At 48.5% G+C, this 26,288-nt stretch carries 22 protein-coding genes and 2 pseudogenes; all 24 read left to right on the top strand.

Going from position 1 to position 26,288, the window contains the following annotated elements; genetic code table 11:
* Positions 1–6: 6 nt before the first annotated feature.
* Complete coding sequence (locus NSA57_RS14330) at positions 7–822, top strand: hypothetical protein (RefSeq protein WP_257465192.1); 816 nt, start codon at positions 7–9, stop codon at positions 820–822.
* A gap of 51 nt (positions 823–873) precedes the next feature.
* Positions 874–1,344: a PcfB family protein gene (locus NSA57_RS14325; protein ID WP_029731785.1), complete on the top strand. Its 471-nt coding sequence runs from the start codon at positions 874–876 to the stop codon at positions 1,342–1,344.
* Positions 1,341–2,285, top strand: a pseudogene (locus NSA57_RS14320) (type IV secretory system conjugative DNA transfer family protein); the annotation flags it as partial. The gene NSA57_RS14325 and the pseudogene NSA57_RS14320, both read left to right, overlap by 4 nt.
* 715 nt (positions 2,286–3,000) lie before the next feature.
* Positions 3,001–4,800: a reverse transcriptase domain-containing protein gene (locus tag NSA57_RS14315; protein WP_009256085.1), complete on the top strand. Its 1,800-nt coding sequence runs from the start codon at positions 3,001–3,003 to the stop codon at positions 4,798–4,800.
* Positions 4,801–4,956: 156 nt separating this feature from the next.
* Positions 4,957–5,871, top strand: a pseudogene (locus NSA57_RS14310) (VirD4-like conjugal transfer protein, CD1115 family); the annotation flags it as partial.
* Between the two features lie 244 nt (positions 5,872–6,115).
* Positions 6,116–6,265, top strand: a complete 150-nt coding sequence (locus tag NSA57_RS14305; protein WP_435521501.1) for a Maff2 family mobile element protein — start codon at positions 6,116–6,118, stop codon at positions 6,263–6,265.
* Positions 6,266–6,378: 113 nt separating this feature from the next.
* A complete protein-coding gene (locus tag NSA57_RS14300) occupies positions 6,379–7,218 on the top strand; it encodes a MerR family transcriptional regulator (protein WP_227596730.1) in 840 nt (279 codons plus the stop codon).
* Positions 7,219–7,609: 391 nt separating this feature from the next.
* The gene (locus tag NSA57_RS14295; protein ID WP_005361081.1) at positions 7,610–7,825 is read left to right on the top strand and encodes a Maff2 family mobile element protein; all 216 of its coding nucleotides are present in this window, start codon (positions 7,610–7,612) and stop codon (positions 7,823–7,825) included.
* Positions 7,826–7,835: 10 nt separating this feature from the next.
* Positions 7,836–8,699 carry a VirB6/TrbL-like conjugal transfer protein, CD1112 family gene (locus NSA57_RS14290; protein ID WP_005361084.1) on the top strand — a complete coding sequence of 288 codons (864 nt, stop codon included), beginning with the start codon at positions 7,836–7,838 and terminating at the stop codon, positions 8,697–8,699.
* Between the two features lie 38 nt (positions 8,700–8,737).
* On the top strand, positions 8,738–9,190 hold the full coding sequence (locus tag NSA57_RS14285) for a SpoVG family protein (RefSeq protein WP_064785871.1): 453 nt from the start codon (positions 8,738–8,740) through the stop codon (positions 9,188–9,190).
* Entirely contained in the window at positions 9,190–9,747 is a 558-nt protein-coding gene (locus NSA57_RS14280) for an MT-A70 family methyltransferase (protein ID WP_257465190.1), read from the top strand. Before NSA57_RS14285 ends, NSA57_RS14280 begins: the two co-directional genes overlap by 1 nt.
* A 2-nt stretch (positions 9,748–9,749) precedes the next feature.
* A complete protein-coding gene (locus NSA57_RS14275; protein ID WP_306814115.1) occupies positions 9,750–10,490 on the top strand; it encodes a hypothetical protein in 741 nt (246 codons plus the stop codon).
* 36 nt (positions 10,491–10,526) lie between these two features.
* Positions 10,527–10,961 (top strand): PrgI family protein, encoded by a 435-nt coding sequence (locus tag NSA57_RS14270; protein ID WP_005361092.1) that lies wholly within the window; start codon positions 10,527–10,529, stop codon positions 10,959–10,961.
* The gene (locus NSA57_RS14265; RefSeq protein ID WP_408611657.1) at positions 10,900–13,335 is read left to right on the top strand and encodes a VirB4-like conjugal transfer ATPase, CD1110 family; all 2,436 of its coding nucleotides are present in this window, start codon (positions 10,900–10,902) and stop codon (positions 13,333–13,335) included. Before NSA57_RS14270 ends, NSA57_RS14265 begins: the two co-directional genes overlap by 62 nt.
* Before the next feature lie 33 nt (positions 13,336–13,368).
* Positions 13,369–16,044, top strand: coding sequence for a CD1108 family mobile element protein (locus tag NSA57_RS14260; protein WP_257465188.1), 2,676 nt, complete (start codon positions 13,369–13,371; stop codon positions 16,042–16,044).
* Positions 16,045–16,062: 18 nt separating this feature from the next.
* Positions 16,063–16,308, top strand: a complete 246-nt coding sequence (locus NSA57_RS14255; RefSeq protein WP_025577937.1) for a DUF4315 family protein — start codon at positions 16,063–16,065, stop codon at positions 16,306–16,308.
* Positions 16,298–17,410, top strand: coding sequence for a DUF4366 domain-containing protein (locus NSA57_RS14250; protein WP_257465187.1), 1,113 nt, complete (start codon positions 16,298–16,300; stop codon positions 17,408–17,410). Before NSA57_RS14255 ends, NSA57_RS14250 begins: the two co-directional genes overlap by 11 nt.
* Before the next feature lie 39 nt (positions 17,411–17,449).
* Positions 17,450–22,351, top strand: coding sequence for a class B sortase (gene srtB / locus NSA57_RS14245; protein ID WP_257465186.1), 4,902 nt, complete (start codon positions 17,450–17,452; stop codon positions 22,349–22,351).
* Positions 22,352–22,413: 62 nt separating this feature from the next.
* Positions 22,414–22,896 (top strand): hypothetical protein, encoded by a 483-nt coding sequence (locus NSA57_RS14240; protein WP_071144309.1) that lies wholly within the window; start codon positions 22,414–22,416, stop codon positions 22,894–22,896.
* Between the two features lie 188 nt (positions 22,897–23,084).
* Positions 23,085–23,702: a DUF6088 family protein gene (locus NSA57_RS14235; RefSeq protein ID WP_025577929.1), complete on the top strand. Its 618-nt coding sequence runs from the start codon at positions 23,085–23,087 to the stop codon at positions 23,700–23,702.
* Complete coding sequence (locus NSA57_RS14230) at positions 23,699–24,697, top strand: nucleotidyl transferase AbiEii/AbiGii toxin family protein (protein ID WP_257465185.1); 999 nt, start codon at positions 23,699–23,701, stop codon at positions 24,695–24,697. Before NSA57_RS14235 ends, NSA57_RS14230 begins: the two co-directional genes overlap by 4 nt.
* 58 nt (positions 24,698–24,755) lie before the next feature.
* The gene (locus NSA57_RS14225; RefSeq protein WP_257465184.1) at positions 24,756–25,097 is read left to right on the top strand and encodes a hypothetical protein; all 342 of its coding nucleotides are present in this window, start codon (positions 24,756–24,758) and stop codon (positions 25,095–25,097) included.
* Positions 25,093–25,860: an FAD-dependent thymidylate synthase gene (locus tag NSA57_RS14220; RefSeq protein WP_257465204.1), complete on the top strand. Its 768-nt coding sequence runs from the start codon at positions 25,093–25,095 to the stop codon at positions 25,858–25,860. Before NSA57_RS14225 ends, NSA57_RS14220 begins: the two co-directional genes overlap by 5 nt.
* Complete coding sequence (locus NSA57_RS14215) at positions 25,857–26,270, top strand: dUTP diphosphatase (protein WP_257465183.1); 414 nt, start codon at positions 25,857–25,859, stop codon at positions 26,268–26,270. The genes NSA57_RS14220 and NSA57_RS14215 overlap by 4 nt, the downstream gene beginning before the upstream one ends.
* The last annotated feature ends 18 nt before the right edge of the window (positions 26,271–26,288 follow it).

Raw genomic sequence — 26,288 nt, 5'->3', positions numbered from 1 at the left:
CCAATTATGTTAATGGCAGTAAATGAACCTTATGCCCTTATGGTGCAGCCGGACGATATTCTGATCTCTCCCCGTGAGGTAGATGAACATTTTGGGACGATGGTATGCTTCCATCCCCGCTATGCGCTGGGCGACCATCACAACTATATGGACAAAGACGACTTCCTGCGGGAAATGTATTTAGATACCGTAGGACATGATGAAGCCGGCATGAAACGCTATGAACGGATGGTAAACATTGTAAGCAGCCGTTTCCGGCATGGACCAAAGACAGAGGAACGGGCGATCGATGAAGCAATGCAGAAAGTAATTTCGGAAAAGTATCTGATGCTCCCCCTCTATCTCTACGACCACTCAGGTCTTGCCATGAGTACAGAAAGTTTCTCAGGCAGGGCTCCTCATGCAGAATGGGACAGCGGACAGGTTGGCTGGATCTATGTTTCCAAAGAAGATGCCCTAAAGGAATTTGACGCTGACAAGATGACCGGCGCCATCCGGCAGAAAGCGGACGCACTGATGCGCAGTGAAGTCGCCGCTTATGATTCCTATCTGCGTGGCGAATGTTATGGGTTTGAGCTTTATAAAAACGGGGAGCTGTCGGATAGCTGCTGGGGCTTTATGGGTAACTTTTCCGATGTGTTGAAAGATATGGCGGAATACCTCCCGGATGAGTGCAAAGGGATGGTCGATCATCTGGAGGAACAGGAGCGCCCGGCTACGATCATCAAGACGCTTTTGAAACATGCTAAAATTCAGGTCGAGCAGGCAGCAAAAGCCTTTGAACACGCTTCCCGACAGCAGGTTCTTGGGGAAAGCCGGTAAAAAATTATTTCCATATTATAAATATCGATTTTATCAGAAAGGAGGATGCTCTTGCAGGAAGATCTCGAACAACGAACGGTTTCCGTCTCCATACAGGCAGCAAAACTGTCAGGGCGGGTACTGCGTGCGGCTATTGCTGCGGTACTCCAAAAGATGGAACAGGAACGCACAATGCCAAAAGTCGGACGCAACAGTATGAAGCGGCTGACTTATAAAGACCCCGGAGCCAATACCATTGAAGTTTCAGGGCGAATCCGCTCTTTTGAACGGTATGCCAGGAAACATCAGGTACGCTACCATATAGAAAAGGAACTTGGGACCGATCCCCCAAAATGGACGGTATATTTCAAGGCAAACCAGGCGGATGCACTGACGGCAGCTTTTAAGGAATATACGAAGAAAGACCTTACACGCAGCACCAGACCGTCGCTGCTTACACAGCTTCATAAGTTCAAAGAACTGGCGCAGTCGCTTGGCCGTGACCGTGTAAAGAACAAAGAACACGGAGGACCGGAACGATGAAGATCGATGCAGAAACATTGAAAAAACAGGTCATTCTCCATCTGCCTTATCTTCTGTTCCTTCTGGTATTTGCCAAGTTGGGCGAGGCGGTGCGGCTGGCTCCCGGAGCAGACGCTTCCCAAAAGCTGTTAGGACTGTCCGAAGGCTTTTCCCTTGCGTTTCAGAGTATGTGGCCGGGGGCGGCAATGGACTGGCTGATCGGTTTATGCGGTGCAGCCATTATGCGGCTGGCAGTCTATCTTAGAGGGAAAGACGCTAAGAAATACCGCAAAAATGTGGAATATGGTTCTGCAAGATGGGGAAATAAAGCCGATATTGCCCCGTTTATGGACCCAAAGCCGGAAAACAATATCATTCTTACCCAAAGTGAAGGACTGATGTTAAATGGAAGGCCCAAAAATCCGGCCAATGCAAGAAATAAAAATGTACTGGTAGTCGGAGGATCAGGTTCGGGAAAAACGCGCTTTTTCATCAAGCCCAATCTGATGCAAATGCACAGTTCCTACGTCGTCACCGATCCGAAAGGTACAGTCCTTGTGGAATGCGGAAAGATGTTGCAGCGAGGCATACCAAAGCTGGACAAGGACGGAAAGCCTGTGCGTAATGAAAAAGGAAAGATCATCTATGAGCCCTATAAAATACGGGTATTCAATACGATCAATTTCCAGAAAAGTATGCACTTTAACCCATTCGCCTACATTCATTCCGAGAAAGATATTCTGAAGATCGTCACGACTCTGATCGCCAATACCAAAGGCGAAGGAAAAGCCGGAGACGATTTCTGGGTCAAAGCAGAAACCCTGCTCTATACGGCACTGATCGGATATATCTACTATGAGGCCCCGGCAAATGAACAGAATTTTGCCACACTGGTAGAAATGCTGAACGCAATGGAAGTCCGTGAGGATGATGAGTCGTTCAAAAATGGTGCGACCCTAATTGCAGTGTAAAACTCCCGTAGTAGGGTGACACCACTGCAAACCTGATAAGAGGTGCTAAGGAGGTGAAAAGCGGCACACTCTTGTAGGTAATTGATATGACTGGAGGCGGCATGGAAGCCAAATATTCCATGTATCCGACCTCGACTAATACTCCTGCCGGCTGTCTGGTAACAGGCAGTCGCGAAGCATAGGTGAAGGCGGGGACACTGCTGGTGACAGCACACCCCGGGTTCCACTGCATATGGATTCAACATTCCGCATTTGCTAAAGCTTCGTTATGAACCCTATCCTGCTCTGCTGTGCAGAGAGGACGGAATAATAAATCTACCTCACGTGATTTCGTTTTGTCACTATGGGGGATGGCGTTATGGCCGCCATAGAATACGTGTAAAACGTATCGGGGAGACCCAGGTTTACGGAGCAGAGGAAGTCCTAAGTGCAGTATTAAGGCAGTCATATTGATAAGGGCGAACTGCCCGACGTTTAGGAATAGCCGGGGACGGCCCGCACTGAAAGGGTAAGGCCAGAAAGGTTATGAACGGGTAGTCAGCGGGGCCATAGTAGCGTAGATACCCTGTCAAGAAACAGGGGGTAGCGAAGGGCCTTAGTCTTGCTTTGAATAATAAAACAATATTTCCGATTCGCCTGATTAGACGCAAGAGACTATTCGTTACGGAAATGAGGCGACAACCTATGAAGAACCAAAGAAAAGTAATTGAGTACCAATAACATCTATTTTGTGGACATGGAAAAGCGGTTTGAAGATTTCCAGAATAACAGAATTGACCTACGGGCACTCCACGTCATGGTTTATGACACTGATAACGTAGCCCTTGCACTGCGTCAATTAAGCAAAAGTCCGGGAAGAATGGCACTGGGGCCGGATAAAACAAACATCAAAACTCTGGAACCCTACTCTATTCAGGAACTTGCGGAGATTGTGAAAGACCGTCTGACAAACAAAAGAATGGATTATGTACGGAGAACGTACATACCGAAAAGCAATGGGAAGAAGCGGCCTCTTGGGATTTGCTCCATTTGGGATAAGCTGGTTGAAAAATGTATTCAACTGGTGGTGGAACCCTATTGTGAAACAAAATTTGTAGAGAGTTCATTCGGATTCCGGAAACAGGTCAGCACTCACAATGCGCTGGCAAAGGTGAAAAGCCAATGTCAGACAATGCCCTATGTCCTGTCCGTGGATATGAAAGATTTCTTCGGAACCATAGACCCGGATATAGCATACCGGGAACTGTGGCATATCGGGATAAAAGACCAGATAATCCTCAACTATATCTACCGTTTCATTAAAAAGGGATACTATGAGGATTCCTGTAAAGTGGAGAATCCGAAAGGCTCTCCACAAGGTTCGATTTTGGGGCCGTTAATCAGTAATGTATATCTACATCGATTTGATGTATGGCTCCGTGACCAGGGGGATTGCTGGCATGACAGAAGCGTTGCAAAGTTTCACAACTATGCGAACAAGCGACGCAACCTCGCACTCACAAATCTAAAAGTTGGGATTCATGTGAGGTATGCTGATGACATTCTGGTATTGTGCAAGGATTATGAGGACGCTGTGAAATTCAAATACAGTGTTACGAATTACCTGACACGGAACATGAAGCTGGAAATCAACGAGGATAAGACAAAAATATATGACCTTACCCGGGAAAAGATGAAGTATCTGGGATATGACTTCTATGCCTATAAAAAGCAGACGAAGAACCCACAGCAAAAGGGGAAGCTGATGGTGACAAATGAGCTTCCAAAAAGCAAAGAGGACGTGATTGTTAAGAAATGCAGGGAACTGCTACATGACATCAGGCGCAATCCGTCATTTGAAACAATACACGCATGGAATGCCTATGTGGTGGGAGTCCACAACTACTATAAAGGCATGTCTCTGTTTTGTTTGAGCTTTAGAAAAATAGGTTGGCGAATCAAAGAATTGTTTTATCACACAATGAGCAGAGATGTTAAATTCATAAAAGACCAAGCTTACAAGGATAACTTTCAGGGCGGAGAATACCGCTCATGGGGAAAGCGTGGCTATTACTGCTTCCATCAGTTCCCGGTCATTGAGATTCAATGGGCCAGTTGGGACAATAAACTGATAGCTGCAGAAAAGGGCAAGGTAATCCGTAAAAATCCTTATGCCTACGGCGAAAAGAAGCACAATCCCGGTGTATCAATGAAGGATATCAGCTACTTAGTCAACACTTCAAAATACATCAAAAACAGCCGGTTAGCCATGTTCAGAATCAGTAAATACAGTTCCATGAAAGGTGTCAGCTATCTGTCGGGAAATTTTGTCCCCGTAGACGAATACCACTGCCACCATATCAAACCACTTAGCAAAGGCGGAACAAATGATTTTGAAAACCTCTGTGTGCTTTCAGAAATGGAACATACGATACTGCACAGCAGTACCCCGGAGCGGCTTTATTCCATTTTTCCCAGAAAGATACGGAGAATAAAAGCACTTATTGATTCCTTGCAAAGAGATTGATTGTGAATATGTCGTTTGCTTGTTGAGCAAGAGACCCCTTTGGAATGGGGGAATCTTCACAAAGTAAGAGGGTACGCCGGATGCGCTGAAAGGTGCCCGTCCGGTGTGGGCCGGGGGAAAAGGCCGAGACGAAAGTCAGAGCCTTACCTATCGGTATCCGTTGACCTTCTCTTTGACGCGCTGGAACAGAAAGATCCGGATCATTTTGCCCTGCGTCAATATAAGAAATATAAGCTCGCTGCCGGAAAAACAGCGAAGTCGATCCTTATTTCCTGTGCTTCCAGACTGGCTCCTTTTGACATTAAAGAAGTCAGGGAAATTACCATGTATGACGAACTGGATCTGGATATGCTGGGAGATGAACGGACTGCTCTTTTCCTTATTATGAGTGATACGGACGGAACCTTTGCATTTTTGATCAGTCTGATCTATTCCATTTTGTTTAACCGCTTGTGCGAGCGGGCGGATGATGTGTATGGGGGCAGGCTTCCCATCCATGTGCGCTGCCTGATCGACGAGGCGGCAAATATCGGGCAGATCCCGAATCTGGAGCGTCTTATGGCGACCATCCGAAGCCGTGAGATCTCTGCCTGCCTGGTGCTGCAGGCGCAAAGCCAGCTCAAAGCCCTGTATAAAGACAACATGGACACCATCATCGGTAACTGTGACGCCTCTCTTTTCTTAGGAGGCAAAGAAGAAACCACCTTAAAAAGCTGGAACTCCCTATTGGGGAAAGAGACCATCGACCTGTATAACACCAGTGTCACAAAGGGCAATCAGGAATCCCACGGACAAAATTTTCAAAAGTTGGGAAAGGATCTGATGTCGGTGGATGAACTGGCGGTCATGGACGGGGGTAAATGTCTGCTACAGATCAGGGGTGTGCGGCCGTTCCTCTCCCGGAAATATGATATAACCAAACACCCAAATTACAAACTGCTTTCCGATTTTAATGAGAAGAACGCTTTTAATATCGAAAAGTTTCTTTCTACCCGGATGCCGATGCGTCCCGGTGAACGATACCGCAATTATGAAGTCACAGCCGAAGATCTGGCTTCCCAGACTTTATAGAGTTGTTCCTGCCTGTCAAAGCATGATGCCCCGGCAGGCTTTGTTTTTGTCACGATGAAAGGAGGATTTTTTGAGGATTCGTGATTCTCCCTGAAAAGTAAATAACCGCAGGATTTTTCCTGCCCCATGCCGCCGTGCTGTTTGAAACAGATTTTTTTCTAAAAACAGTGCGGCGGCTTTTTTGTTTCTGGTCTGATACGACCATATCACAAATTAAAATTTCTGAAATTAAAGGAGGAACTATATGGCATTTTTTGCAAGCGCGATTGATACTTTGAAGATCCTTGTGATCGCCCTGGGCGCAGGTCTGGGCGCATGGGGTGTTGTAAACCTTCTCGAAGGTTACGGAAATGATAACCCAGGTGCAATGCTCATGTGCTGTAAAGTAACATAAAGGTTGATAGATAGCAGCTCACTATTCCGCTAAAAAAAAATGTGATAATATTAAAAATAATATTGACTCTCTCGTTGCGTAACGGTTTACGATTGAATCGAAAGGAGGAAATGATGAGAACTGTAAAGGACGTATCCGAGATAACCGGAGTAAGTATAAGGACGTTAAGATATTATGATGAAATCGGTCTATTAAAGCCAACGGAATTAACGGAAGCTGGTTATCGACTTTACGACAATAAAGCATTGGAAAAATTGCAGGAAATTATGTTCTTTAGAGAATTGGAAATTCCATTGATAGACATCAAAAAAATCATGGATAACCCTAATTATGATAAAGAACGGGCTTTGTTGGCTCAAAAGTCTTTATTGGAGCAAAAACGAAATCGACTAAATGGAATTATTGAGTTGATAACAGATGTAATGAAAGGAGTTAATACTATGAGTTTTGGCGTATTTAACAACGAAGAAGCACAGAAAATGGTAAACCATACTTTGTCATGTATGTCGAAAGAAAGCCTTGATGAACAGGTGCAAAAATACGGGAGTATGGAAAAGTACAAAGAGTATTTGATTTCCGGCTTTGCTAATGAGCGAGCTACCGCAGACCTATTGAAGTGGTATGGTAGCAAAGAAAAGGTAATGGAAGCGGTCATGCAGTCAACCGGGAGTGTCGAAGAAATAAAGCAGGGGCAAGATGAAAATGCCAAAATCTATAAGCAATTTATGGCGGCAAAAGAAGCTGGAAATATGGATATGGCACATTCCGCTGTTGAAATGCTTGCAGAGAATTATAAAACAATGTTTATGCTTGACAATGCAAGAAATATCTTGATTGATTTAGCAAAAGAATATTCATCTAATGAAAAGTTAGCTGAGGTTACAGATAAACAATATGGGGCAGGGTGCGCAGACTATATTGCTAACGCAATCAAAATTTATTACGGTCTTTGAGAAATAGCAAAGCCGAGCAATCCAGTCAACGGCAAGATGAACGGACTGCGTCCACCGTTGACAGCCCCGCCTGTCCTTGCTAGTGGGGAATCAAGGGGCGACAGCAAAAAGTGCTGCCGCTCCTTTTCATAATCTAAAACCTACATTTATTGTTCCTGCCTGTCAAAGCATGACGCCCCGGCAGGCTTTGTTTTTGTCACGATGAAAGGAGGATTTTTTGAGGATTCGTGATTCTCCCTGAAAAGTAAATAACCGCAGGATTTTTCCTGCCCCATGTCGCCGTGCTGTTTGAAACAGATTTTTTTCTAAAAACAGTGCGGCGGCTTTTTTGTTTCTGGTCTGATACGACCATATCACAAATTAAAATTTCTGAAATTAAAGGAGGAACTATATGGCATTTTTTGCAAGCGCGATTGATACTTTGAAGATCCTTGTGATCGCCCTGGGCGCAGGTCTGGGCGCATGGGGTGTTGTAAACCTTCTCGAAGGTTACGGAAATGATAACCCAGGTGCAAAATCCCAGGGGATCAAGCAGCTTATGGCAGGCGGAGGTATCGCTCTGGTTGGTGCAACGCTGATCCCGCTGCTTTCCGGCCTGTTCGGTTAAGGGCTGACTTATGGGCAGTCTGTTTGAATGGATAACAGACTGGATTAAAGAGGGCCTGATCGATGCGATTACCGGACAGTACACCAGCATTTTCAACTCCGTCAACAACCAGGTTGCGGATGTGGCAAATCAGGTAGGACAGACCCCGCAGGGCTGGAATGGCGGCGTGTTTTCCATGATCCAAAATCTTTCGGAAACCGTCGTCATTCCCATTGCGGGCATGATCCTGACCTTTGTTCTGGTGTATGAACTGATCCAGATGATTCTCGAAAAGAACAACATGCACGAATTCGATACATTCAACATCTTCAAGTGGATTTTCAAGACTTTTGTTGCCACTTACCTGCTCACCAACTGTTTTACGATTGTGATGGCGGTCTTTGATGTGGCCCAAAATGTGGTGTCGCAAAGTGCCGGTGTCATAAACGGGAACCTGGATGTGCAGGCGGCGTTGTCTGATCTGGAAACCCAGCTTGAAGCAATGGGAATGTGGGAACTGATTGGACTGTGGCTGGAAACCAACATCATCAATCTGTGTATGTGGGTACTGTCCATCGTGATCTTTGTCATTGTATATGGCCGTATGATCGAGATTTATTTAACCGTGAGCCTTGCACCGATCCCGTTTTCCACAATGGCAAACCGGGAATGGGGACAAATGGGAACCGGGTATCTACGTTCCCTTTTTGCCCTGGGCTTTCAGGGTTTTTTGATCTTGATCTGTGTTGCCATTTATGCAGTGCTGGTCCAGTCTATCCCATCGTCCGGCGATGTGCACGGCGCGATCTGGGGAACGGCGGGCTATACGGTACTGCTGGCCTTTGCCCTGTTTAAGACAGGTTCGTTATCCAAATCCATATTTAATGCAAGATAGCAGGAACAAAACCAATTCTAAAAAGGAGGATTTTATTTATGAGTAAAACCAATACAGAAAAAATGGCGCCGGAGACACAGACGCCGGAAATGGCAAACGGCATGAAGCTGGATGTCCGCGTGCGTCCGATCGCTCCAATGGGAAACCTGCTGGCGTTTGCCAATGTTACGATTGGCGGATGCTTTAAGATCGACGGCTTCCGTATCTGTTCCAGTGAAAAGGGGCTGTATGTCAATATGCCCGCAACCCAGGATAAGGGAGGCAACTGGAAAGATGTCTGCTGGCCGGTTACGGCAGAGTTCCGCAAGCAGCTTAACGACGCCCTGATCGATGGGTACGGGCAGGCTATTGAAAATTTGCAGGCGACTCTTGAAGCAACAAAGGGAGCTGCGGAAAAGCCTTCCCTGACCGGTGCATTGAAGGAAAATGCCGGTAAGGTCAAAGAACAGCCGACCAAACCTGCCCCATCTAAGAATGAGCAGGCCCGCTAATGCCGGAAACGAAACAGTACGGCATTATCTATGCCGATCCGCCCTGGCGTTATGACCGGAAACATGGAAGCGGCGTTGCGGAAAACCATTACCCCACAATGAGCATTGAAGAAATCTGTGCCCTGCCGGTATCGGAGCTTGCCGCAAAAGACAGCGCCCTTTTTCTGTGGGCGACCTTCCCGCAGCTCAATGAAGCCTTCCGGGTGATCGATGCCTGGGGATTCAAATATAAAACGCTGGCTTTTCTATGGCTCAAACAGAACCGGAAAGCGGATAGCTGGTTTTATGGCATGGGCTTTTGGACCCGCTCAAACGCGGAGGTCTGCCTGCTGGCAACCAAAGGCCGACCGAAACGCCAGTGTGCGGGAATCCACCAGTTTGTGATCTCCCATATTGAGCAGCACAGCAAGAAACCGGACGAGGTGCGGGATAAGATCGTAAAACTCATGGGCGATCAGCCCAGAGTGGAACTGTTTGCAAGACAAAAGACACCCGGCTGGGATGTATGGGGCAATGAAGTGAACTGTACGCTGACTATGCCGGAGCGAAAGGGGTGATTTTGATAGAACAAGATGCAAAGCGGCTGCTTATGGAACGGCTGGACGAGTGTTTGAAGGTTCATGCGGATATGCTGGATGCACAGAACATCGGCAGTATTTACGAGTTACAGGGACTTTCGGAACTCCACTATTATCTGAAGGTTGAGCATGTATTTACTCCGGCGGAAGTAGAGGCGCTTCTTTCTTTTCAGGATCCGTTGGATGTAGCCCGATGGTGTTGGGAAGAAAATAACCATGAACACAGTTTCCCGATCTGCGATCTTCTCAAAGAAATTGATGCAGAGCAAAAATTTGAACATTTCACAGGCGAACCTTCCGCACAGGATAAATATACGCTCCTGATGAAACGGCTGGGACAGAATTACTTTGCTTACCGGGAAAACCTTATGTCAAGAGATAAGGAATCCTTAATTGAAAAAGCTGCTGAAATTACAGCCATGCAGGAGGCGTATTCCTATCTGACAACAAAGTTTGAGTTCGGGGATGAAATGCTGGATGATGTGCTGGCGCTTGAGAATCCTTTGAAATACTTTGCAGACCGTTGGCTTTTGCCAGTTTCGGATGTGTTCGACGTGGATATGGATATTCGGGAAAATATTGCCGGAATCCGAGACAGCCAGGAATATCTGTGTCAGAGAGGACCGGCTGTTTCTGTCCTGGCACGGCTGCAAAATGCGGCTCAGGAAGTGCGGGAATGTCCGGCTGCGGAGAAACCGGTACGCGATTTCGGTGCACGGTAATGGGCCGGAAATTATATTACGATGGGAGGTGTATAGATGCCTTATGTACCTGTACCAAAGGATTTAACCAAAGTTAAGACTAAGCTGGCCTTCAATCTGACGAAGCGCCAGCTTATTTGTTTCAGCCTTGCCGGGCTTGTCGGCCTTCCGGTGTATTTCTTTACCCGCGGGGCGATTGGCAATTCGGCGGCTGTACTTTTGATGATCGGGCTGATGATGCCCTTTTTCTTCTTCGCCATGTATGAGCGTGACGGGCAGCCGGCAGAAAAGATCTTGAAGAACCGGCTCCGTTATAAGCTCTGGCCGAAGGACCGTCCATACAGGACGGATAACCTGTATAAATCTATGTCAAAGAAGGAGGTTACAAAGATTGCCAAAAAACAAGCAGCAGGAAGCTCAGGAAAAGCGTCTGCAAAAAAATATCAGGCAGGCCAAAAAGACCAGAGCCGATGCAAAGCAGGGCAAAACTAAGTCTGCCCGTTCCAAGCCGTCTAAAAAAGGCGGCTTTTTTGCCGGGCTGAAAGCAGATGCCCCGCAGACGGTCCAGCAGAGCATTCCCTACCGTGAAATGTACCGGGATGGGATCTGTCGGCTGACCGATACCCTTTACACCAAAACGGTGCAGTTTTTTGATATTAACTATCAGCTTGCACAGGCAGATGATAAAGCACAGATCTTCGAGGGTTACTGCGATTTCTTAAATTACTTCGACGCCTCGATCCATGTGCAGCTTACCTTTATCAACCAGCGGGCCAATATGCAGGATTTTACCAGAAGCATTGACATCCCTCCCCGCGGCGACGAGTATGACGGAATCCGCAAGGAATACGGGGATATGTTAAAGAACCAGTTGCAGAAAGGAAATAACGGTCTCACCAAACGCAAATACATTACCTTTGGGATCGAGGCGGATGACCTGCGTACTGCGAAAATGCGTCTGGAACGCATTGAAACGGATGTGCTGGCAAATTTCAAAACCCTTGGAGTCCAGGCAAGATCCTTAAACGGACTGGAACGTTTGGAGCTTCTTCACAGCCAGCTTCACCCGGACGGTCAGGAAAAGTTTCATTTCCAGTGGTCGGATCTGCCTAAGACCGGTCTTTCTACCAAAGACTTCATTTCACCATCCGGGCTGTCTTTTTCAAAGGATGGAAAGACATTCCGGGTAGGCGATCATTCCGGTGCTGTCTCCTTTTTGCAGATTTTGGCGCCGGAGCTTACTGACCGGCTTTTAGCGGATCTTCTTGACTTAAACGACGCCGTGACCGTCAACCTGCATATCCAGTCTATCGACCAGGCACAGGCAATCCGAAACATCAAGCGTAAAATGTCGGACCTGCAGAAAATGACCATTGAGGAACAAAAGAAAGCGGTCCGATCCGGGTATGACATGGACATCATTCCCACCGACCTTGCCACTTATGGAGAGGAAGCCAAAAATCTTTTGCAGGATTTACAGAGCCGCAATGAGCGCATGTTCCTTGTGACGGTACTGGTGGAAAATATCGCAGCCAAACGCCAAAAGCTGTTCAATGATATTTTTGCCGCTTCGGGTGTGGCACAGAAATACAACTGTGCCTTAAAACGGCTGGATTACCAGCAGGAACAGGGGCTTATGTCCTCGCTTGCTCTTGGTACGAACCAGATTGAAATTGAGCGCGGGCTTACGACCAGCAGCACAGCGATCTTTGTACCGTTTACCACCTGTGAATTGTTCCAGGAGGGCGAGGCGTTGTATTACGGCCTGAACGCCCTTTCCAATAACCTGATCATGGCGAACAGAAAAACGCTGAAAAACCCCAATGGGCTGTTTCTCGGTACCCCAGGAAGCGGTAAGTCTTTCTCTGCCAAGCGTGAGATCGTCAATGTGTTCCTTCTGACGGAGGACGACATCATTATCGCTGACCCGGAAAATGAGTATGGGCCGCTGGTACAGCAGTTCGGTTCCCAGGGGCAGGTCATTGATATTTCCCCTACTTCCACGAACTACATCAACCCGATGGACATCAATCTGGACTATTCCGATGATGAAAACCCGATCACTTTGAAAAGTGATTTTATCCTGTCGCTGTGTGACCTTATCATCGGCGGCAAAGAAGGGCTTTCCCCTATTGAAAGGACGATCATCGACCGTTGTACCAGACTGGTGTACCGGGAATACCTGCAGAACCCATGCCCGGAAAATATGCCGATCTTAGGCGATCTTTACGAGCTGCTTTTGAAACAGTCTGAACCGGAGGCACAGAATATCGCAACGGCGCTGGAAATCTATGTCAATGGTTCCCTTAACGTGTTCAACCACCGTTCCAATATCCAAATGGATCAACACCGGGTACTGTGTTTCCAGCTTAAATCACTGGGAAAAGCCTTAAAGGAAATCGGGCTTTTGATCATGCAGGATGCAGTGTGGAACCGTGTCACGGCCAACCGTTCCAAACATAAAACAACCTGGTTCTATATTGACGAATTCCACCTTCTTTTGAAAGGGCAGACAGGAAGTTTCAGCGTGGAGATTTGGAAACGCTTCCGTAAATGGGGCGGAATCCCATCAGGTTTAACGCAGAACGTCAAGGACCTTCTGGCTTCCCGTGAGATCGAGAACATTTTTGAGAACTCGGACTTTATCTATATGCTCAACCAGGCCCAGGGAGACCGTCAGATTTTGGCAAAGCAGTTGGGAATTTCCCCGCACCAGCTTTCCTATGTGACCCATTCCGGTCCCGGCGAGGGGCTTTTGTTCTTTGGAAATGTGATCATCCCCTTTGTGGACCACTTCCCGAAGGACACACTGTTGTACAGCGTGCTTACCACAAGACCGGATGAAGTAGCGGGGACCAAAGCGTGAGACAAAAATTAAAATGGATCGGAGGTGAGAACAATGGCACACGACAGGGAATTTCAAAGGAAGCGCAAAGATACCCGGATGCCGGTGCGTGATTCCCACGGGGAGGATCAACCGGCAGCCAGGCAGACCGAACAGGATTTTGACCTGCGCAGGGCACGGGACACCCCTTCTTCTGTCACCGGCAAAACCCACAGGCAGGACATTCCTGTACAGACGGAGTTTTCCCAGCTATCACCGGAAACACCGGCGTCCTTGTTGGAACAGGGCGAGGCTTATGCAACCGCTTTGGATGTTTCAGATCGCTTTGAGATACCGGATGCTGCCGGAACAGAGTCCCCGACACAGGAAAACGGGCGAAGCAATTTCCGGCAGGAGGCTTTCAGGCGTTCTTTTGTAACAGAGGATGTGACAGACCATGATACCGGACAATATGCACCTTCTTCCGAAGGATCAGCCCCACCGAGCGGCACAGACAGATCCGGTCAAGAACACCGTTACCGGACACATCAGCATGGGAACAAATATCAGCAGCGTTTTCAGGAAGCGGCACAGGCGGAGGAACAGGCAGCGCAGAAGGAAAAGGGTGTGGATAGCGAACCGCCGAAAACGTCCAAGCTGGAATTTACCGCGGATGAACTGCCACCGGAGACAAAGGATAAAAAGCTCACCCATGCAAGACGGAAGGCGGAACGGACTGCACAAAAAGCAGAGCAGGGGCAAAATCGTCTGCCGGCCCGGAAGAAACTGCGCATGGAGACGGTTTCCGACCCGGAGACCGGAAAAGCCAAAAAACACTTAAAATTTGAAAAGGAGGTTAAATCCCAAAAGGCCCATGTAAAAGGACCTGTACCCCTGCGTCCGGTCAAGGCGGGCACCAATACTGCTATTGGTTACGCTCATAAAAAGATTTATGAGGCAGAGGATGAAAATGTGGGGATCAAGGCAGCCCACCGCTCTGAACTTGTGGGCGAGGCGGGGCTTCGCACGGCATATCACCGGCATAAAACTGCCCCCTACCGAAAGGCAGCGAAATTACAGCAAAAATCAGCAAAGGCAAACGCAAGACTTGCCTACCGGCAGGCTCTTAGCGACCACCCGGAGCTAAAAAAACATGCGATTGCCCGGATGTGGCAGAAACAAAAACTGAAAAGGCAGTATGCCAAGGCTGCCCGTGAAGCCGGGAAACAGGCAAAAAATGCCGCAGTCGCAACAGAGAGGGTCAGCGTCGGTATTGTCCATACGGTCAAACGGCACCCTGTAATCTGCCTTGTCCTCCTGCTTCTCCTTTTGGTAATTTTCCTGATCATGTCCCTGTTTTCTACATTCTCCAATATCGGAACCGGCGGTCTGGGAAGTCTGGCTGCTTCTACCTATCTTGCAGACGATCAGGACATCAATCAGGCGGAGCTTACCTATACCGAGTGGGAAACAGATCTGCAAATGGAAATAGACAGGGTGGAATCAGACCGCCCCGGCTATGACGAATACCGGTATAACCTGGGTGCGATCGAGCATGACCCGTATGTGCTGATGGGGTATCTGACTTCTGCTTATCAGGGATTTACTTACGATGAAGTGGAAAGCGTGCTGCGGCAGCTTTTCCAGGAACAATATACCCTGTCCTTTTCAGAAGAAACTGAAATCCGTTACCGCACCGAAACTTCCGTTGACCCGGAAACCGGAGAAGAAACCCAGGAGGAAGTGCCTTATGAATGGCGCATCTTAAATGTCAAGCTCACGGTCACACCTTTGGAAAACCTGGTCGTTTCCCGGATGAACGCAGACCAGAAAGAGATCTGCGAGATCCTGCTGCAGACAAAAGGAAACCGCCAGTATGTAAAAAATGTCTTTGGCACCAACTGGCTTCCTTATGTGACCAGCTACTACGGCTACCGGGTACATCCCATCAGCGGGGAAAAGAACTATCACACCGGTGTGGACATCGGGATGCCGGAGGGCACAGAGATCCTTGCCGGGCATGACGGAACGGTCACCCTTGCGGGAAATGCCGGCGGTTATGGCTTGTGTGTCGCTATTGAAGGCGAGGCATACGAAGGACATACCCTGACGACCAAATACGGGCACTGTTCCCAGATCCTTGTTTCTGCCGGGCAGGAGGTCAAAGCCGGGGATGTGATCGCAAAGGTCGGGAATACCGGAAATTCCACCGGTCCCCACTTGCACTTAGAGGTTCTGGTTGACGGTCAGTATTTGAATCCCCTGTATTTTGCCGATACCGGCGATACCAGCGAACGGCACCTGCCGGAAGTTGGTTCAGGCGGTACAGGAAACTACTTCGATTATGACATTCCACCGGAAGCCCTTGCGGATGAACAGTTTGCCGCAATGATGGCCGAGGCGGAAAAATATCTTGGCTATCCGTATGTATGGGGAGGCGCAAGCCCTTCCACTTCCTTTGACTGTTCCGGCTATGTGTCCTGGGTGATCAACAACTGCGGCGTCGGCTGGAATTTTGGAAGGCTGACTGCGGACGGTCTTTTAGGTGTATGTACGCCGGTATCAAGCGCAGATGCAAAACCGGGCGACCTGATCTTCTTCCAGGGGACCTACAATACCAGCGGCGCAAGCCATGTAGGAATCTATGTAGGAAATGGAATGATGATCCACTGCGGAGACCCGATCTCTTATGCCAACATCAATACAAGCTACTGGCAGCAGCATTTTTATACATTTGGGCGTCTGCCTTAACAGATTGGAGGTAATAAATTGAATCCTAAAATTGAAAAACTGGAAAAGGAAATTGAAAAGACCAAAACAAAGATTGCGGAAATGCAGGCAAAGCTCCATAAGCTGGAGGAACAGAAAACGGAGCTGGAAAATACCGATTATGTGGCGGTGGCGCGCAGTTTCAAACTGACGCCCCAGCAGCTTGCGGATTTTTTGAAATCACAGCAGGCGGCCCCTTCGGAAACTGTTTTGCCGCAGGAGAAGGAGGATGTGCATGAGGCTTAAAAAACTTTCCCTGCTGCTGGCGCTTACGCTTCTTGTAAGTGTCAGCGCATTACCTGTAACGGCTCATGCCGGCGGTTCCAAAGACACCACACCGCCAACGCTGACTGCTTCCCTGGAGGGCGATGCCCTGAAAATAGAAAGCAGTGACGATCTATCCGGCGTGGAGGCGGTCTTTGTTGATGAAAACCGTATCAACTCCCTTACCGATGGGAAAGCGTCGGTTGCACTAAAAGATTATGCAGGAACAGAAAAACAGGTAAGCATATACGCAAAGGATTATGCAGGAAACCGTTCTGATGCGGTAAAGCTGGATAATCCGTATTACAAAGAACCGGCTCCTGAAAAGAAACCTGCTGTGGCAGCACCCCAGAGTCCGTCCGGTACACAGACAAAACCGCCTAAGGAAGAAAAACCTTCCGGCTCAAACGTTGCAACTCCTTCCGGCGGCGGAAATTCTTCCGGTTCAGATAACAGTACCGGACAGCAGGAAAATACTTCTGCGGTCCCGGAAGGTGCATTTACCCCGGAAGGCACCGGAACGGTACAGGACAACATCAGTGGTACGGATGGGGAAAAACAGTTTTACACCATCACTACGGACGCGGGCAATGTCTTTTATCTGGTGATCGACGGGAAACGGGAAGATAACAATGTCTACTTCTTAAACGGCGTCACAGAGTCCGACCTGATGGCGCTTGCAGAAAAGAACAATGGCAGCATGAGCATGATTCCCCAGGAAGAAAGCTGCAGCTGCACAGAAAAATGTGAGGCGGGAAAAGTCAATACCGGCTGCCCGGTCTGCAAAAATGACTTAAATGGCTGCAAAGGAAAAGAAAAGCCGGCGGAAACTGAAAAACCGGCAGAACCGGAAAAGCCGAAGAAAGAAACCGGCAGCGTTGGCACGATCCTGTTTATCCTTGCTGCCTTACTTGCGGTCGGTGGGATCGGTTACTATGTAAAAATCGTGCGTCCGAAACAGCAGGCCGAGGACGATGCAGAATTTGAGGATGACGGTTATGGCGAAGGCTTTGACCCGGATGAGGCATACGGGGAACCGGAATATCTTTCCGAAGATGATTTTGACGACAAGGACAGCAACTAAGGCTGTCCTTTTAGATTTTATGAAAGTGAGGATTTTTTCATGGAACATATCATAACCAGGCGCCGTGGCTTTCGCAAGCTGTTGGCGTTTTTGCTTTGTATGGCAAACATTTTGGGGCTTCTTCCGGCTCAGGCTTTTGCCATGTCTGTCGGACAGACGGCAAGCTCTTGGCTGGGCGACCAGTATGTGGGCTCTGATGGGAACCACTATCGTGCCCCGGCGCCTTACACCTATCTTGCCTACCATGCAGACGGAACCATCAACGTACACACCAGTTCCGGGGGCAATGCTTACCGGCATTATATGCTGACGGATTCTGACGGGATCAGTCATCAGGTTTACTGTGTGGAGAGCGGGATTCCTTACCATACTTCGGAAAACACCTATGTTTCGGAAAGCGGGACCAACAGCCAATACCTGAACCTGCTTCCTGCCGAGGCAAGGAGGGGGATCACCCTGACTGCGATCTATGGCTGGAAACCCGGTGCGGCGCTCCCTGTTTCCGGGATCAACGAGGACGACTATAAGATGGCGACCCAGATCATCCTCTGGGAATACCAGCAGCAGCTTAGAAGCGATCCGTACAGCCGCCACGGAAACGGCCACGCAGACGCCGACCAGTATTTCAGCGTGATCGCCGGACGACCGGCAGAAAAAGCCTATGACTGGATTCTGGCACAGGTAGCTTCCCATTCCACAGTCCCTTCCTTTACTTCTTCTAAAAAAAGCGAAGCACCGGAACTGGAACTGAAATGGGATGTTGAAAAAAAGGTCTATACCCTGACGGTCACAGATACCAATAACTTGAAGATCGATCTAGAGGCTTTGAAAGGCAGCGGCGTTTCTGTGACAAGAAACGGAAATGAATACACCTTTACCAGCAGGCAGATGATGATGGACCCGGTGCTGTTTGAATTCCGAAAGAATATCCCGGTGGCAAACGACATGCTGATCTGGGGCAGACCCGGCTACCAGACCATGATGACCGGCGCCAGCGATCCGGTTTCCTTCTTTGTAAAGATCAAAACGGAAACTTACGGTACCGCAAAACTTGTCAAGACCAGTGAGGACGGCATTGTTTCCGGTATCACCTTCCATATCTCCGGTACGGACATTTTGGGAAATGAAGTCAATGAGGAAGTTACGACCGGAGAAAACGGCCAGATTGAAAAGAAGCTCCTGCCGGGAACCTATCTGGTAAAAGAGCTGCCGGTGGATCGCTATGTGACCCCTTCCGCACAGTATGTGACCATTGAAAGCGGGCAGACTTCTTCGGTACATTTCAGCAATATTCTGAAGAAATTCCGCGTCCATGTGGTAAAGAGTGATGCTGACACCGGAAATGCCCAGGGGGATGCCACGCTTGCAGGGGCGACCTATGGAATCTTCCGTGATGGCGAACTGATCGACACTTATACTACCGGACCGGATGGCAGCTTTATGACCCGTTATTATGTATGCGGGGATGGCTGGACGATCCGGGAAATCGAACCGAGCACCGGGTATCTTCTGAATGAAACCGTTTATGAAGTGGGTGCATCCCCTTCCCTGTATGAAGTGGAACTCAATACCACAGAAAATCAGGTGACGGAAACGGTTATTTACGGAAATATCCAGCTTGTCAAGCACACCGATGACCCGGACCCGGATGTGCCTGAGGGCGAAAATACCGACGATCCCAATGCCGGTATCATCGAACGCCCGGAAGCAGGCGCAGTCTTTGAAGTTTACTTAAAGGCAGCCGGAAGCTATGACGCGGCAAAGGAAAGTGAACGTGACCTTCTTACCACGGATGCGGATGGTTTTGCTTCCAGTAAACCGCTTCCTTATGGGCATTATACGGTCCATCAGATCGCAGGCGAGGAAGGCAAAGCCTTTGTCCCGGACTTTACGGTATTCATTTCCTCTGACGGAAAGACTTACAGCTATATCCTGAACAACCGCACCATCACAGCCCGTCTGAAAGTTGAAAAATGTGACGCAGAGACCGGAAAGATTATCCCTGTGACCGGAACCGGTTTTCAGATCAAGGATCTTTCCACCGGGGAATTTATCACCCAGACAGTCTACTATCCGAACCCAGAAACACTGGATACCTTCTATGTTTCTGACGAGGGCTGGCTGATGCTGCCAGAGCCTTTGGCCGCCGGGGATTATGAACTTTATGAGGTGGCTGCCCCTTATGGCTATGTGCTTTCCGATCAGCCGGTACCGTTTACCATTGACGGCAGCGAGGCGGTTGTGACGGTCACTCAGTACAATATGCCGCAGAAAGGCCAGCTTACCATCACAAAGACCGGAGAAGTATTTGCTTCTGTCCAGGAGAACGACGGACTGTACCAGCCGGTGTATGAGGTTGTTGGACTTCCCGGAGCGGTCTATGACGTGATCGCAGATGAAGATATTTATACCGGTGACGGTACTTTACGGGCAGCAAAAGATACGGTTGTGGAAACCCTTACGACCGGCGAGGACGGCACAGCGAAAAGCGGGCTTCTCTATCTTGGTCGTTACCGTCTGGAGGAACGTCAGGCTCCCTCCGGTTGTGTGCTGAATCCTCAACCGGAATATGTGGAACTGACCTATGCGGGTGAGACCGTGGAGGTCACACAGGCAGCGACAGGCCTTTATGACGAACGACAGAAAGTGGATGTCACACTTTTCAAGGCAATGGAGACCGATGACCTGTTCGGTCTTGGCATGAACGAGGAATATAAGGATATTTCCTTTGGACTTTATGCTTCCGCAGACCTGACGGCGGCAGATGGCAGCGTGATCCCGGCAGATGGACTTCTGGAAGTGGTCTCTGTTTCGTCTGATAAATCCGGCGGTTACAGCGCTTCCTTCGCCTCTGACCTGCCTTTTGGCAGCTATTATGTCAAGGAACGCACGACCAACGGCGCCTATATCCTTTCGGATCAGAAATATCCGGTCGTCTTTGAATATGCCGGACAGGAAACCGCCCTGGTACAGATCCTTGTCAATGAAGGCGAGGCTGTTTCCAATGAACTTCTTCGTGGGCGTGTAGACGGTGTAAAAGTTGGGGAAAACCCGGAAGGCGGCGAAGATGTCACGCTGGCCGGTGCGCTCATGGGACTGTTTAGACCTGATACAGAAGAATTTACTGAAGAAAATGCGCTGCTTACTGCTGTTACCGGAAAAGACGGCAGTTTTTCCTTTGAGAACATTCCTTACGGACACTGGATCGTCAAGGAGATCTCTGCCCCTGACCTATATACAGTAAGCCCGCAGCAGCACCATGTATATATCGGTGCAGACGGACAGCATATCGAGATCCGTGTGGAAAACACCCTGATCCGCGGCAGCGTGCAGGTGACCAAAACCGAAGCTGTGGAAGAACCGTCCCCTGTGGAAAAGGAGGATAAGAAAGACAAGAATTCTTTCCTGCGCTTCCTGCCCGGTGCGGTGTTCGACCTGTATGCGGATTCCAACGCCAACCAGGAATATGATCCTGACGATCAAAAGATCGGTACGCTGAAAGAAACCGATGCAGGCTATCATACGGCGGAAAACCTTCTGGCTGGCGGCTACTTTATCAAAGAAAGCAAAGCGCCGGAGGGCTATCAGCCTGACTCAAACGCTTACTATTTTTCCATCACAGAAGATGGACAGGTCGCAGTTGTGGAAAATGGAGAAGCCGGGCACGGATTTACCAATGAGGCTTACCGCGGCAACTTAAAGATCACAAAGGATTCCAGCGACGGGCGCAAAGATGGTTTTGCCATCGAGGTCAAGAGCGCGGACGGCTCCTACTGCGAGACATTCACCACTCCAAAATCCGGTGTAATTGAAGTAAAGAGCCTTCGTGTCGGTATTTATACCGTAACAGAAGTTGCAAACCGGGCAAGCAAGGATTACATCATTCCTGATGCCGCTACGGTGGAGATCAAAGCTGACCAGACATCTACGGTCCAGTTCTTTAATGAAAAACCGGAAAAGCCGGAGAAGCCGGAAAAACCTTCTGTTCCGTCCAATCCTTCCACCCCTCAAAAGCCGGTACCGCAGACCGGGGATGATCCGTATATTTTCCTATATGGCGGACTGTTGGCAGCCGCACTGATCGGCGGCAGCGTATTTGCTGTGTATTATTTCAAAAAGGGAAAATACAGCAGGACTTCCCCAAAAAGAACGGCTGTCGGGGCTTCTGTCCTTTCACTCTGCGCTTTGGTGGCTCTTGGCAGCGGATTTTTGGTGTTCCGTGACCTGAACCAGTATGCCGAAAGTAAAGACGCCTATCGGAATCTTGCCGGATATGTAGAAGTACCAGAGCAGACAGACTCCCCGGAGCAGGCAACCGATCCAACGGAAACAAAACAGGACGATGCCGATATTGTCCTGCCTTCGGTAGACTTTGAAGCGCTCCGTGAAAATGGACCGGACATCATCGGATGGCTTTCCCTTCCTGATACGGTGCTCAATTATCCGGTGACGCAGACTGACAACAACGAGTATTACCTGAACCATCTTTATGACGGGACCTATAACAAGGTTGGCTGCCTGTTTGCCGACTATGAAAACCGGGCAGATTTTTCAGACCGCAATACGATCATTTACGGTCATAATATGCGGGATGGTTCCATGTTTGCTCTGCTGAACCGGTACGATGAACAAAGTTACTTTGATACCCACAGGCAGATGTATCTCGTTACTCCGAAGGGTGGTTATGTCATGGAGATCTTTGCGGCGTTTGCAGCAAAGCCGGAAGAATCCGGCAGTGAAACTTCTCCCTGGCAGCTTTCCTGGAAGGATGACGGTGCTTATACTACCTGGCTTACAGCTATGAAGGAACGTTCTGCGGTGGAAAGTGATGTGACTGTGACCTGCAGCGATAAGGTACTGACCCTTTCTACCTGTACGCCGGGCGGCACAGGACGCTTCCTTGTCATGGGAAAACTCGTGAAAGTAGATAACGAAATATAGATTTTAGACGGTGCGGGGGCAAAAGCTCCCGCACCTGCTGTTTACAAGGAGGATTTTATTTTATGGTAAATACCATGATTTCCATTCCCGGCTATGTCCATCTTTACCGCTCGCTTTTGCGGTTTTATGACATGCCGGAAAATGAAGTCCGGGAAATGCTCTATCTTCTGAATACGGCAAACCTGGACTGCTACGAGTATTATCACCCGGACCGCAGTGTGATCCAGAGCGGACCGGTCGCTTTTTGCGGATGGCTGGAAACGAAAGACTGCCGCCCTTACCGCACAGAGGTACAGCTTTACAAATCGCTGCTGTTTTTGAAGCGCAGCATTGACCGTGACCTGATCGTATCAGCTCAGAGGGAGGCTCTGCAAACCCTGCGCTGTATCATCTCCAATCTGGAATACCGCTTTTATAAAGCTTATGGCATGGAGATTGAGGACAAACGCACGGTCTATGGAGAATGTACCTACCGTCTGGTTCCCAGGGAGGACGAACCCAGCGTGTGCCTGATGCACGACTGGATCTACCTGCCGAGTGCTTAAAATGTCCCGAATAATACACAATATTCGGGACAAAATAAGAATACGATAGTTCCCATCTCCCAATATAGAATTTGAAACTGATGTATAAATTCTGTTCTGTGTGGAATACTATTGCTAAAACTTTTGAAGCCTATTGAAAATTTGTCCCGAATAATATATAATATTCGGGACAAAAGGAGGTGAGCAATATGGCAAATGGCTATTCCAAACAGATTCAGGAGCAGATCAAAGCAGCGGCGGAAGGAACTATTTTCATCAGTTCTGATTTTGCGGATATTGCCGATACGGAAACCATAAGACGGAACTTAAACCGGCTTACACAGGCAGGTATGCTTCGCCGCATTTTGAAAGGTGTTTATGAAAAACCAAAATATAGCAAACTTCTGGATGAATATGTGGCGGCAGACCCGGAAGCGGTGGCGAACGCATTGGCACGAAGTTATCACTGGACGATTGCCCCATGTGGGAATACAGCATTGAACCTGTTAGGTCTTTCAACACAGGTAACAGCAGTATGGTCCTATATCAGCGATGGTCCATACAAGACCTACGAGTGGAACTCTACAAAGCTGGAATTTAAGCACCGGACCAATAAGGAGATTACCGGATTGTCCTATATGACAAGTTTGGTTATACAGGCATTAAAAACGCTTGGCAAATCGAATGTTACGCCAGAAGTCATACAGATGCTTTCCGAAAAACTGACAGACAAGGATAAGCAGGCTTGTTTGAAGGAAGCAACAGAGTCTACGGATTGGGTTTACGATACGATACGGCAGATTTGTGGAGGTGAAAAGGTACAATGAGAAATATAGCAAGACTTTCAGATAACGACCGCAGGGAGCTGTTCAGAAATACAGCAGATAAAATGGGACTGAATGATGCCATCGTAGAAAAAGACTTTTGGGTATGTTTTACGCTGGATTATTTATTTCACCGCTCACCATGGAAAGAGTCCATCACCTTTAAGGGCGGTACCAGCCTTTCAAAAGCCTTTCACCTGATCAGCCGGTTTTCAGAAGATATTGATTTGATTCTGGACTGGCGTGTATTGGGATATGGCAAAGATGAACCATGGGAGAAACGTTCCAATACAAAACAGGATGCTTTTAACAAAGAAGCCAATGCGCGTGCGGAGGTATTTCTGTCCGAAACATTCTGCCCGGCAGTCAAATCCGGCTTATCTCAGGAAATCGGTTGTGAAGCAAATGTCTACATAGATGAAAAGGATAAACAGACGGTCATTTTCGCCTATCCGCACCTTTTTACAAATACGGCGACCTTACAGGTGATCCGTTTAGAGATTGGTGCGCTGGCAGCGTGGACTCCTGCAAAAACAGCGCAGATCGAACCATACGCGGCAAAATATTATCCGAAGATTTTTGAGCAAAAAGAAACTGCAATCCTTACCGTTGCCCCGGAACGGACCTTCTGGGAAAAAGCCACAATCCTGCACCATGAAACGAACAGACCGGAACATTTGGAAATGCCGCAGCGGTATTCCAGACATTATTATGATCTCTACCGCATGGCTGCAACACCGGTCAAAGAAGCTGCTTTTTCCAGGCTGGATCTCCTGAAGAAAGTTGTAGATTTCAAAATGAAATTCTATCCCAGAGCATGGGCGAAGTACCCGGAGGCCGTGCCGGGCACATTAAAATTACTCCCGCCGGAATATCGGTTTGCAGCATTGGAAGCGGACTATAACTCTATGCAGGATATGTTGTATGGGGATGTTCCGACATTTGAGACAGTCATAGCAGCGGTCCGGGAACTGGAAAAAGAGATCAATACACTATAACAATTACATATCCATTTATTTGCCGGCTATTCTAAGATCCTTTAGAATAGCCGGTTTCTTGTTTTCAAAGGAGGGATGCTATATTACGCAAAATGAAGTCAATGCCGTTTTTGACGAACAGGTACGGCTTTGCGCTGATACCTTGAAACGGAAAACCAAAGAATACACCGGGGATGACCCGGACCGGCTGATTGCATTTAAGGCAGCGGCAGCTTTACAGCATACAACGCCCCAGCGTGCCCTTGCCGGTATGCTGGCAAAGCATATTGTTTCTCTGTACGATATGTGCTTTGACGCGGAAGCGGTTTACCCGATGGACACATGGAATGAAAAGGTCACAGACAGTCTTAACTATCTGTTCTTACTGAAAGCGATTGTAAAGGAGGGACATACCAATTAAACGAATCGAAGTAAAAATTTTGAACTGCCAGGCGGTGGCGGAAGCAGAAAAAAACATGGTCTTTGCGGCAAGGATTACCCAGCAGGGACATAAGATTGCCTCAATGGACGATCTGATGGATCTCTACGAAAAATCATTCAGCGTTCAGACAGTAGCAGCTATGGGGGCGCTTCCCCATCCTACCATCCAGAAATTTGCGGTGATCACGGTAGCCATTGTCGGCGCCAGCAGGCGTTTTCTGGCGCAGATCACCCGCCACCAGAACGAAGTAAAATTTATGAGTGCATCGCTGCAGTACAGCAACTATACGGGACAGGCGGATTTCGCTGTCCCGTATTCTATTATGACGGCTCCGGCAGTGGTACGGGAATTGTACTTAAAAAGCTGTCATGAAAGCATGAAATGTTATGAAGCCCTGTGCACTGCCGGAAGCGGGCACGATGCGGCCGGCTATGCCACGCCCCAGGGATTACGGAATGTACTGCTCATCAGCGCCACCCCTTATCAGTGGAAACATATCATCAGCCAGCGGGTATGCCGGAGAAATACTGATGAAACAAGGATCGTGCTGTTAAAGGTCTGGAAAGAACTTTATGACCTAAGCCCTGCCTTGTTTGCCCCGTCACTGACCGGACCTTTCTGTCAGATGGATCGATGTCTGGAAGGGAAAATGACCTGCGGACGAAAACTGGTGGCAGATATGACGCCAGAGGATATTTTAGAAAAAGATTATCCTGCTCTTTGGGAAGGAGGCTGCCGATGAAAATAAAACTGATCGACTTTGGCGTACCGGAGCACCAGCGTCCTTACCGTCCGCATGGCAATGATGCCGGAGCGGATGTTTATCTGCCCTATGACTGCACCTTACAGCCCGGAGAAATCGCCAAAATTCCTCTTGGTTTTGGACTGGAAATACCGGATGGATATGCGGGATATATCTTTCCCCGTACCAGCATGGCGGTAAAAGGTCTGGTCTGTGAACTGCCGCCTGTGGATTCCGGCTACCGTGGAGAGATCCATGCGATCATCAGCAATGTAAGCAATCAGGCGCAGTCTCTTTTTAAGGGATCCCGTATCGGGCAGCTTGTGATCACGCCAATCGTCATTGCGGATTTTGTAACCGATCTAGGAACAGAACGAGGAACCGGCAGCTTTGGCAGTACCGGCGAATAGAAAAAGGCTGTTTGGAGA

Source organism: Blautia caecimuris, from assembly GCF_024622975.1.
Lineage (GTDB): Bacteria > Bacillota > Clostridia > Lachnospirales > Lachnospiraceae > Blautia_A > Blautia_A caecimuris.
The sequence above is the reverse complement of the archived record's forward strand: the minus strand, read 5'-3'. Positions and strand labels throughout refer to the sequence as shown.

Coding starts and splice junctions, on each gene's coding strand:
- srtB (WP_257465186.1), top strand. CDS start 17,450: ATGGAACATATCATAACCAGGCGCCGTGGCTTTCGCAAGCTGTTGGCG.
- NSA57_RS14300 (WP_227596730.1), top strand. CDS start 6,379: ATGAGAACTGTAAAGGACGTATCCGAGATAACCGGAGTAAGTATAAGG.
- NSA57_RS14230 (WP_257465185.1), top strand. CDS start 23,699: ATGAGAAATATAGCAAGACTTTCAGATAACGACCGCAGGGAGCTGTTC.
- NSA57_RS14260 (WP_257465188.1), top strand. CDS start 13,369: ATGGCACACGACAGGGAATTTCAAAGGAAGCGCAAAGATACCCGGATG.
- NSA57_RS14250 (WP_257465187.1), top strand. CDS start 16,298: ATGAGGCTTAAAAAACTTTCCCTGCTGCTGGCGCTTACGCTTCTTGTA.
- NSA57_RS14280 (WP_257465190.1), top strand. CDS start 9,190: ATGCCGGAAACGAAACAGTACGGCATTATCTATGCCGATCCGCCCTGG.
- NSA57_RS14235 (WP_025577929.1), top strand. CDS start 23,085: ATGGCAAATGGCTATTCCAAACAGATTCAGGAGCAGATCAAAGCAGCG.
- NSA57_RS14290 (WP_005361084.1), top strand. CDS start 7,836: ATGGGCAGTCTGTTTGAATGGATAACAGACTGGATTAAAGAGGGCCTG.
- NSA57_RS14215 (WP_257465183.1), top strand. CDS start 25,857: ATGAAAATAAAACTGATCGACTTTGGCGTACCGGAGCACCAGCGTCCT.
- NSA57_RS14295 (WP_005361081.1), top strand. CDS start 7,610: ATGGCATTTTTTGCAAGCGCGATTGATACTTTGAAGATCCTTGTGATC.
- NSA57_RS14330 (WP_257465192.1), top strand. CDS start 7: ATGTTAATGGCAGTAAATGAACCTTATGCCCTTATGGTGCAGCCGGAC.
- NSA57_RS14240 (WP_071144309.1), top strand. CDS start 22,414: ATGGTAAATACCATGATTTCCATTCCCGGCTATGTCCATCTTTACCGC.
- NSA57_RS14270 (WP_005361092.1), top strand. CDS start 10,527: ATGCCTTATGTACCTGTACCAAAGGATTTAACCAAAGTTAAGACTAAG.
- NSA57_RS14305 (WP_435521501.1), top strand. CDS start 6,116: ATGGCATTTTTTGCAAGCGCGATTGATACTTTGAAGATCCTTGTGATC.
- NSA57_RS14285 (WP_064785871.1), top strand. CDS start 8,738: ATGAGTAAAACCAATACAGAAAAAATGGCGCCGGAGACACAGACGCCG.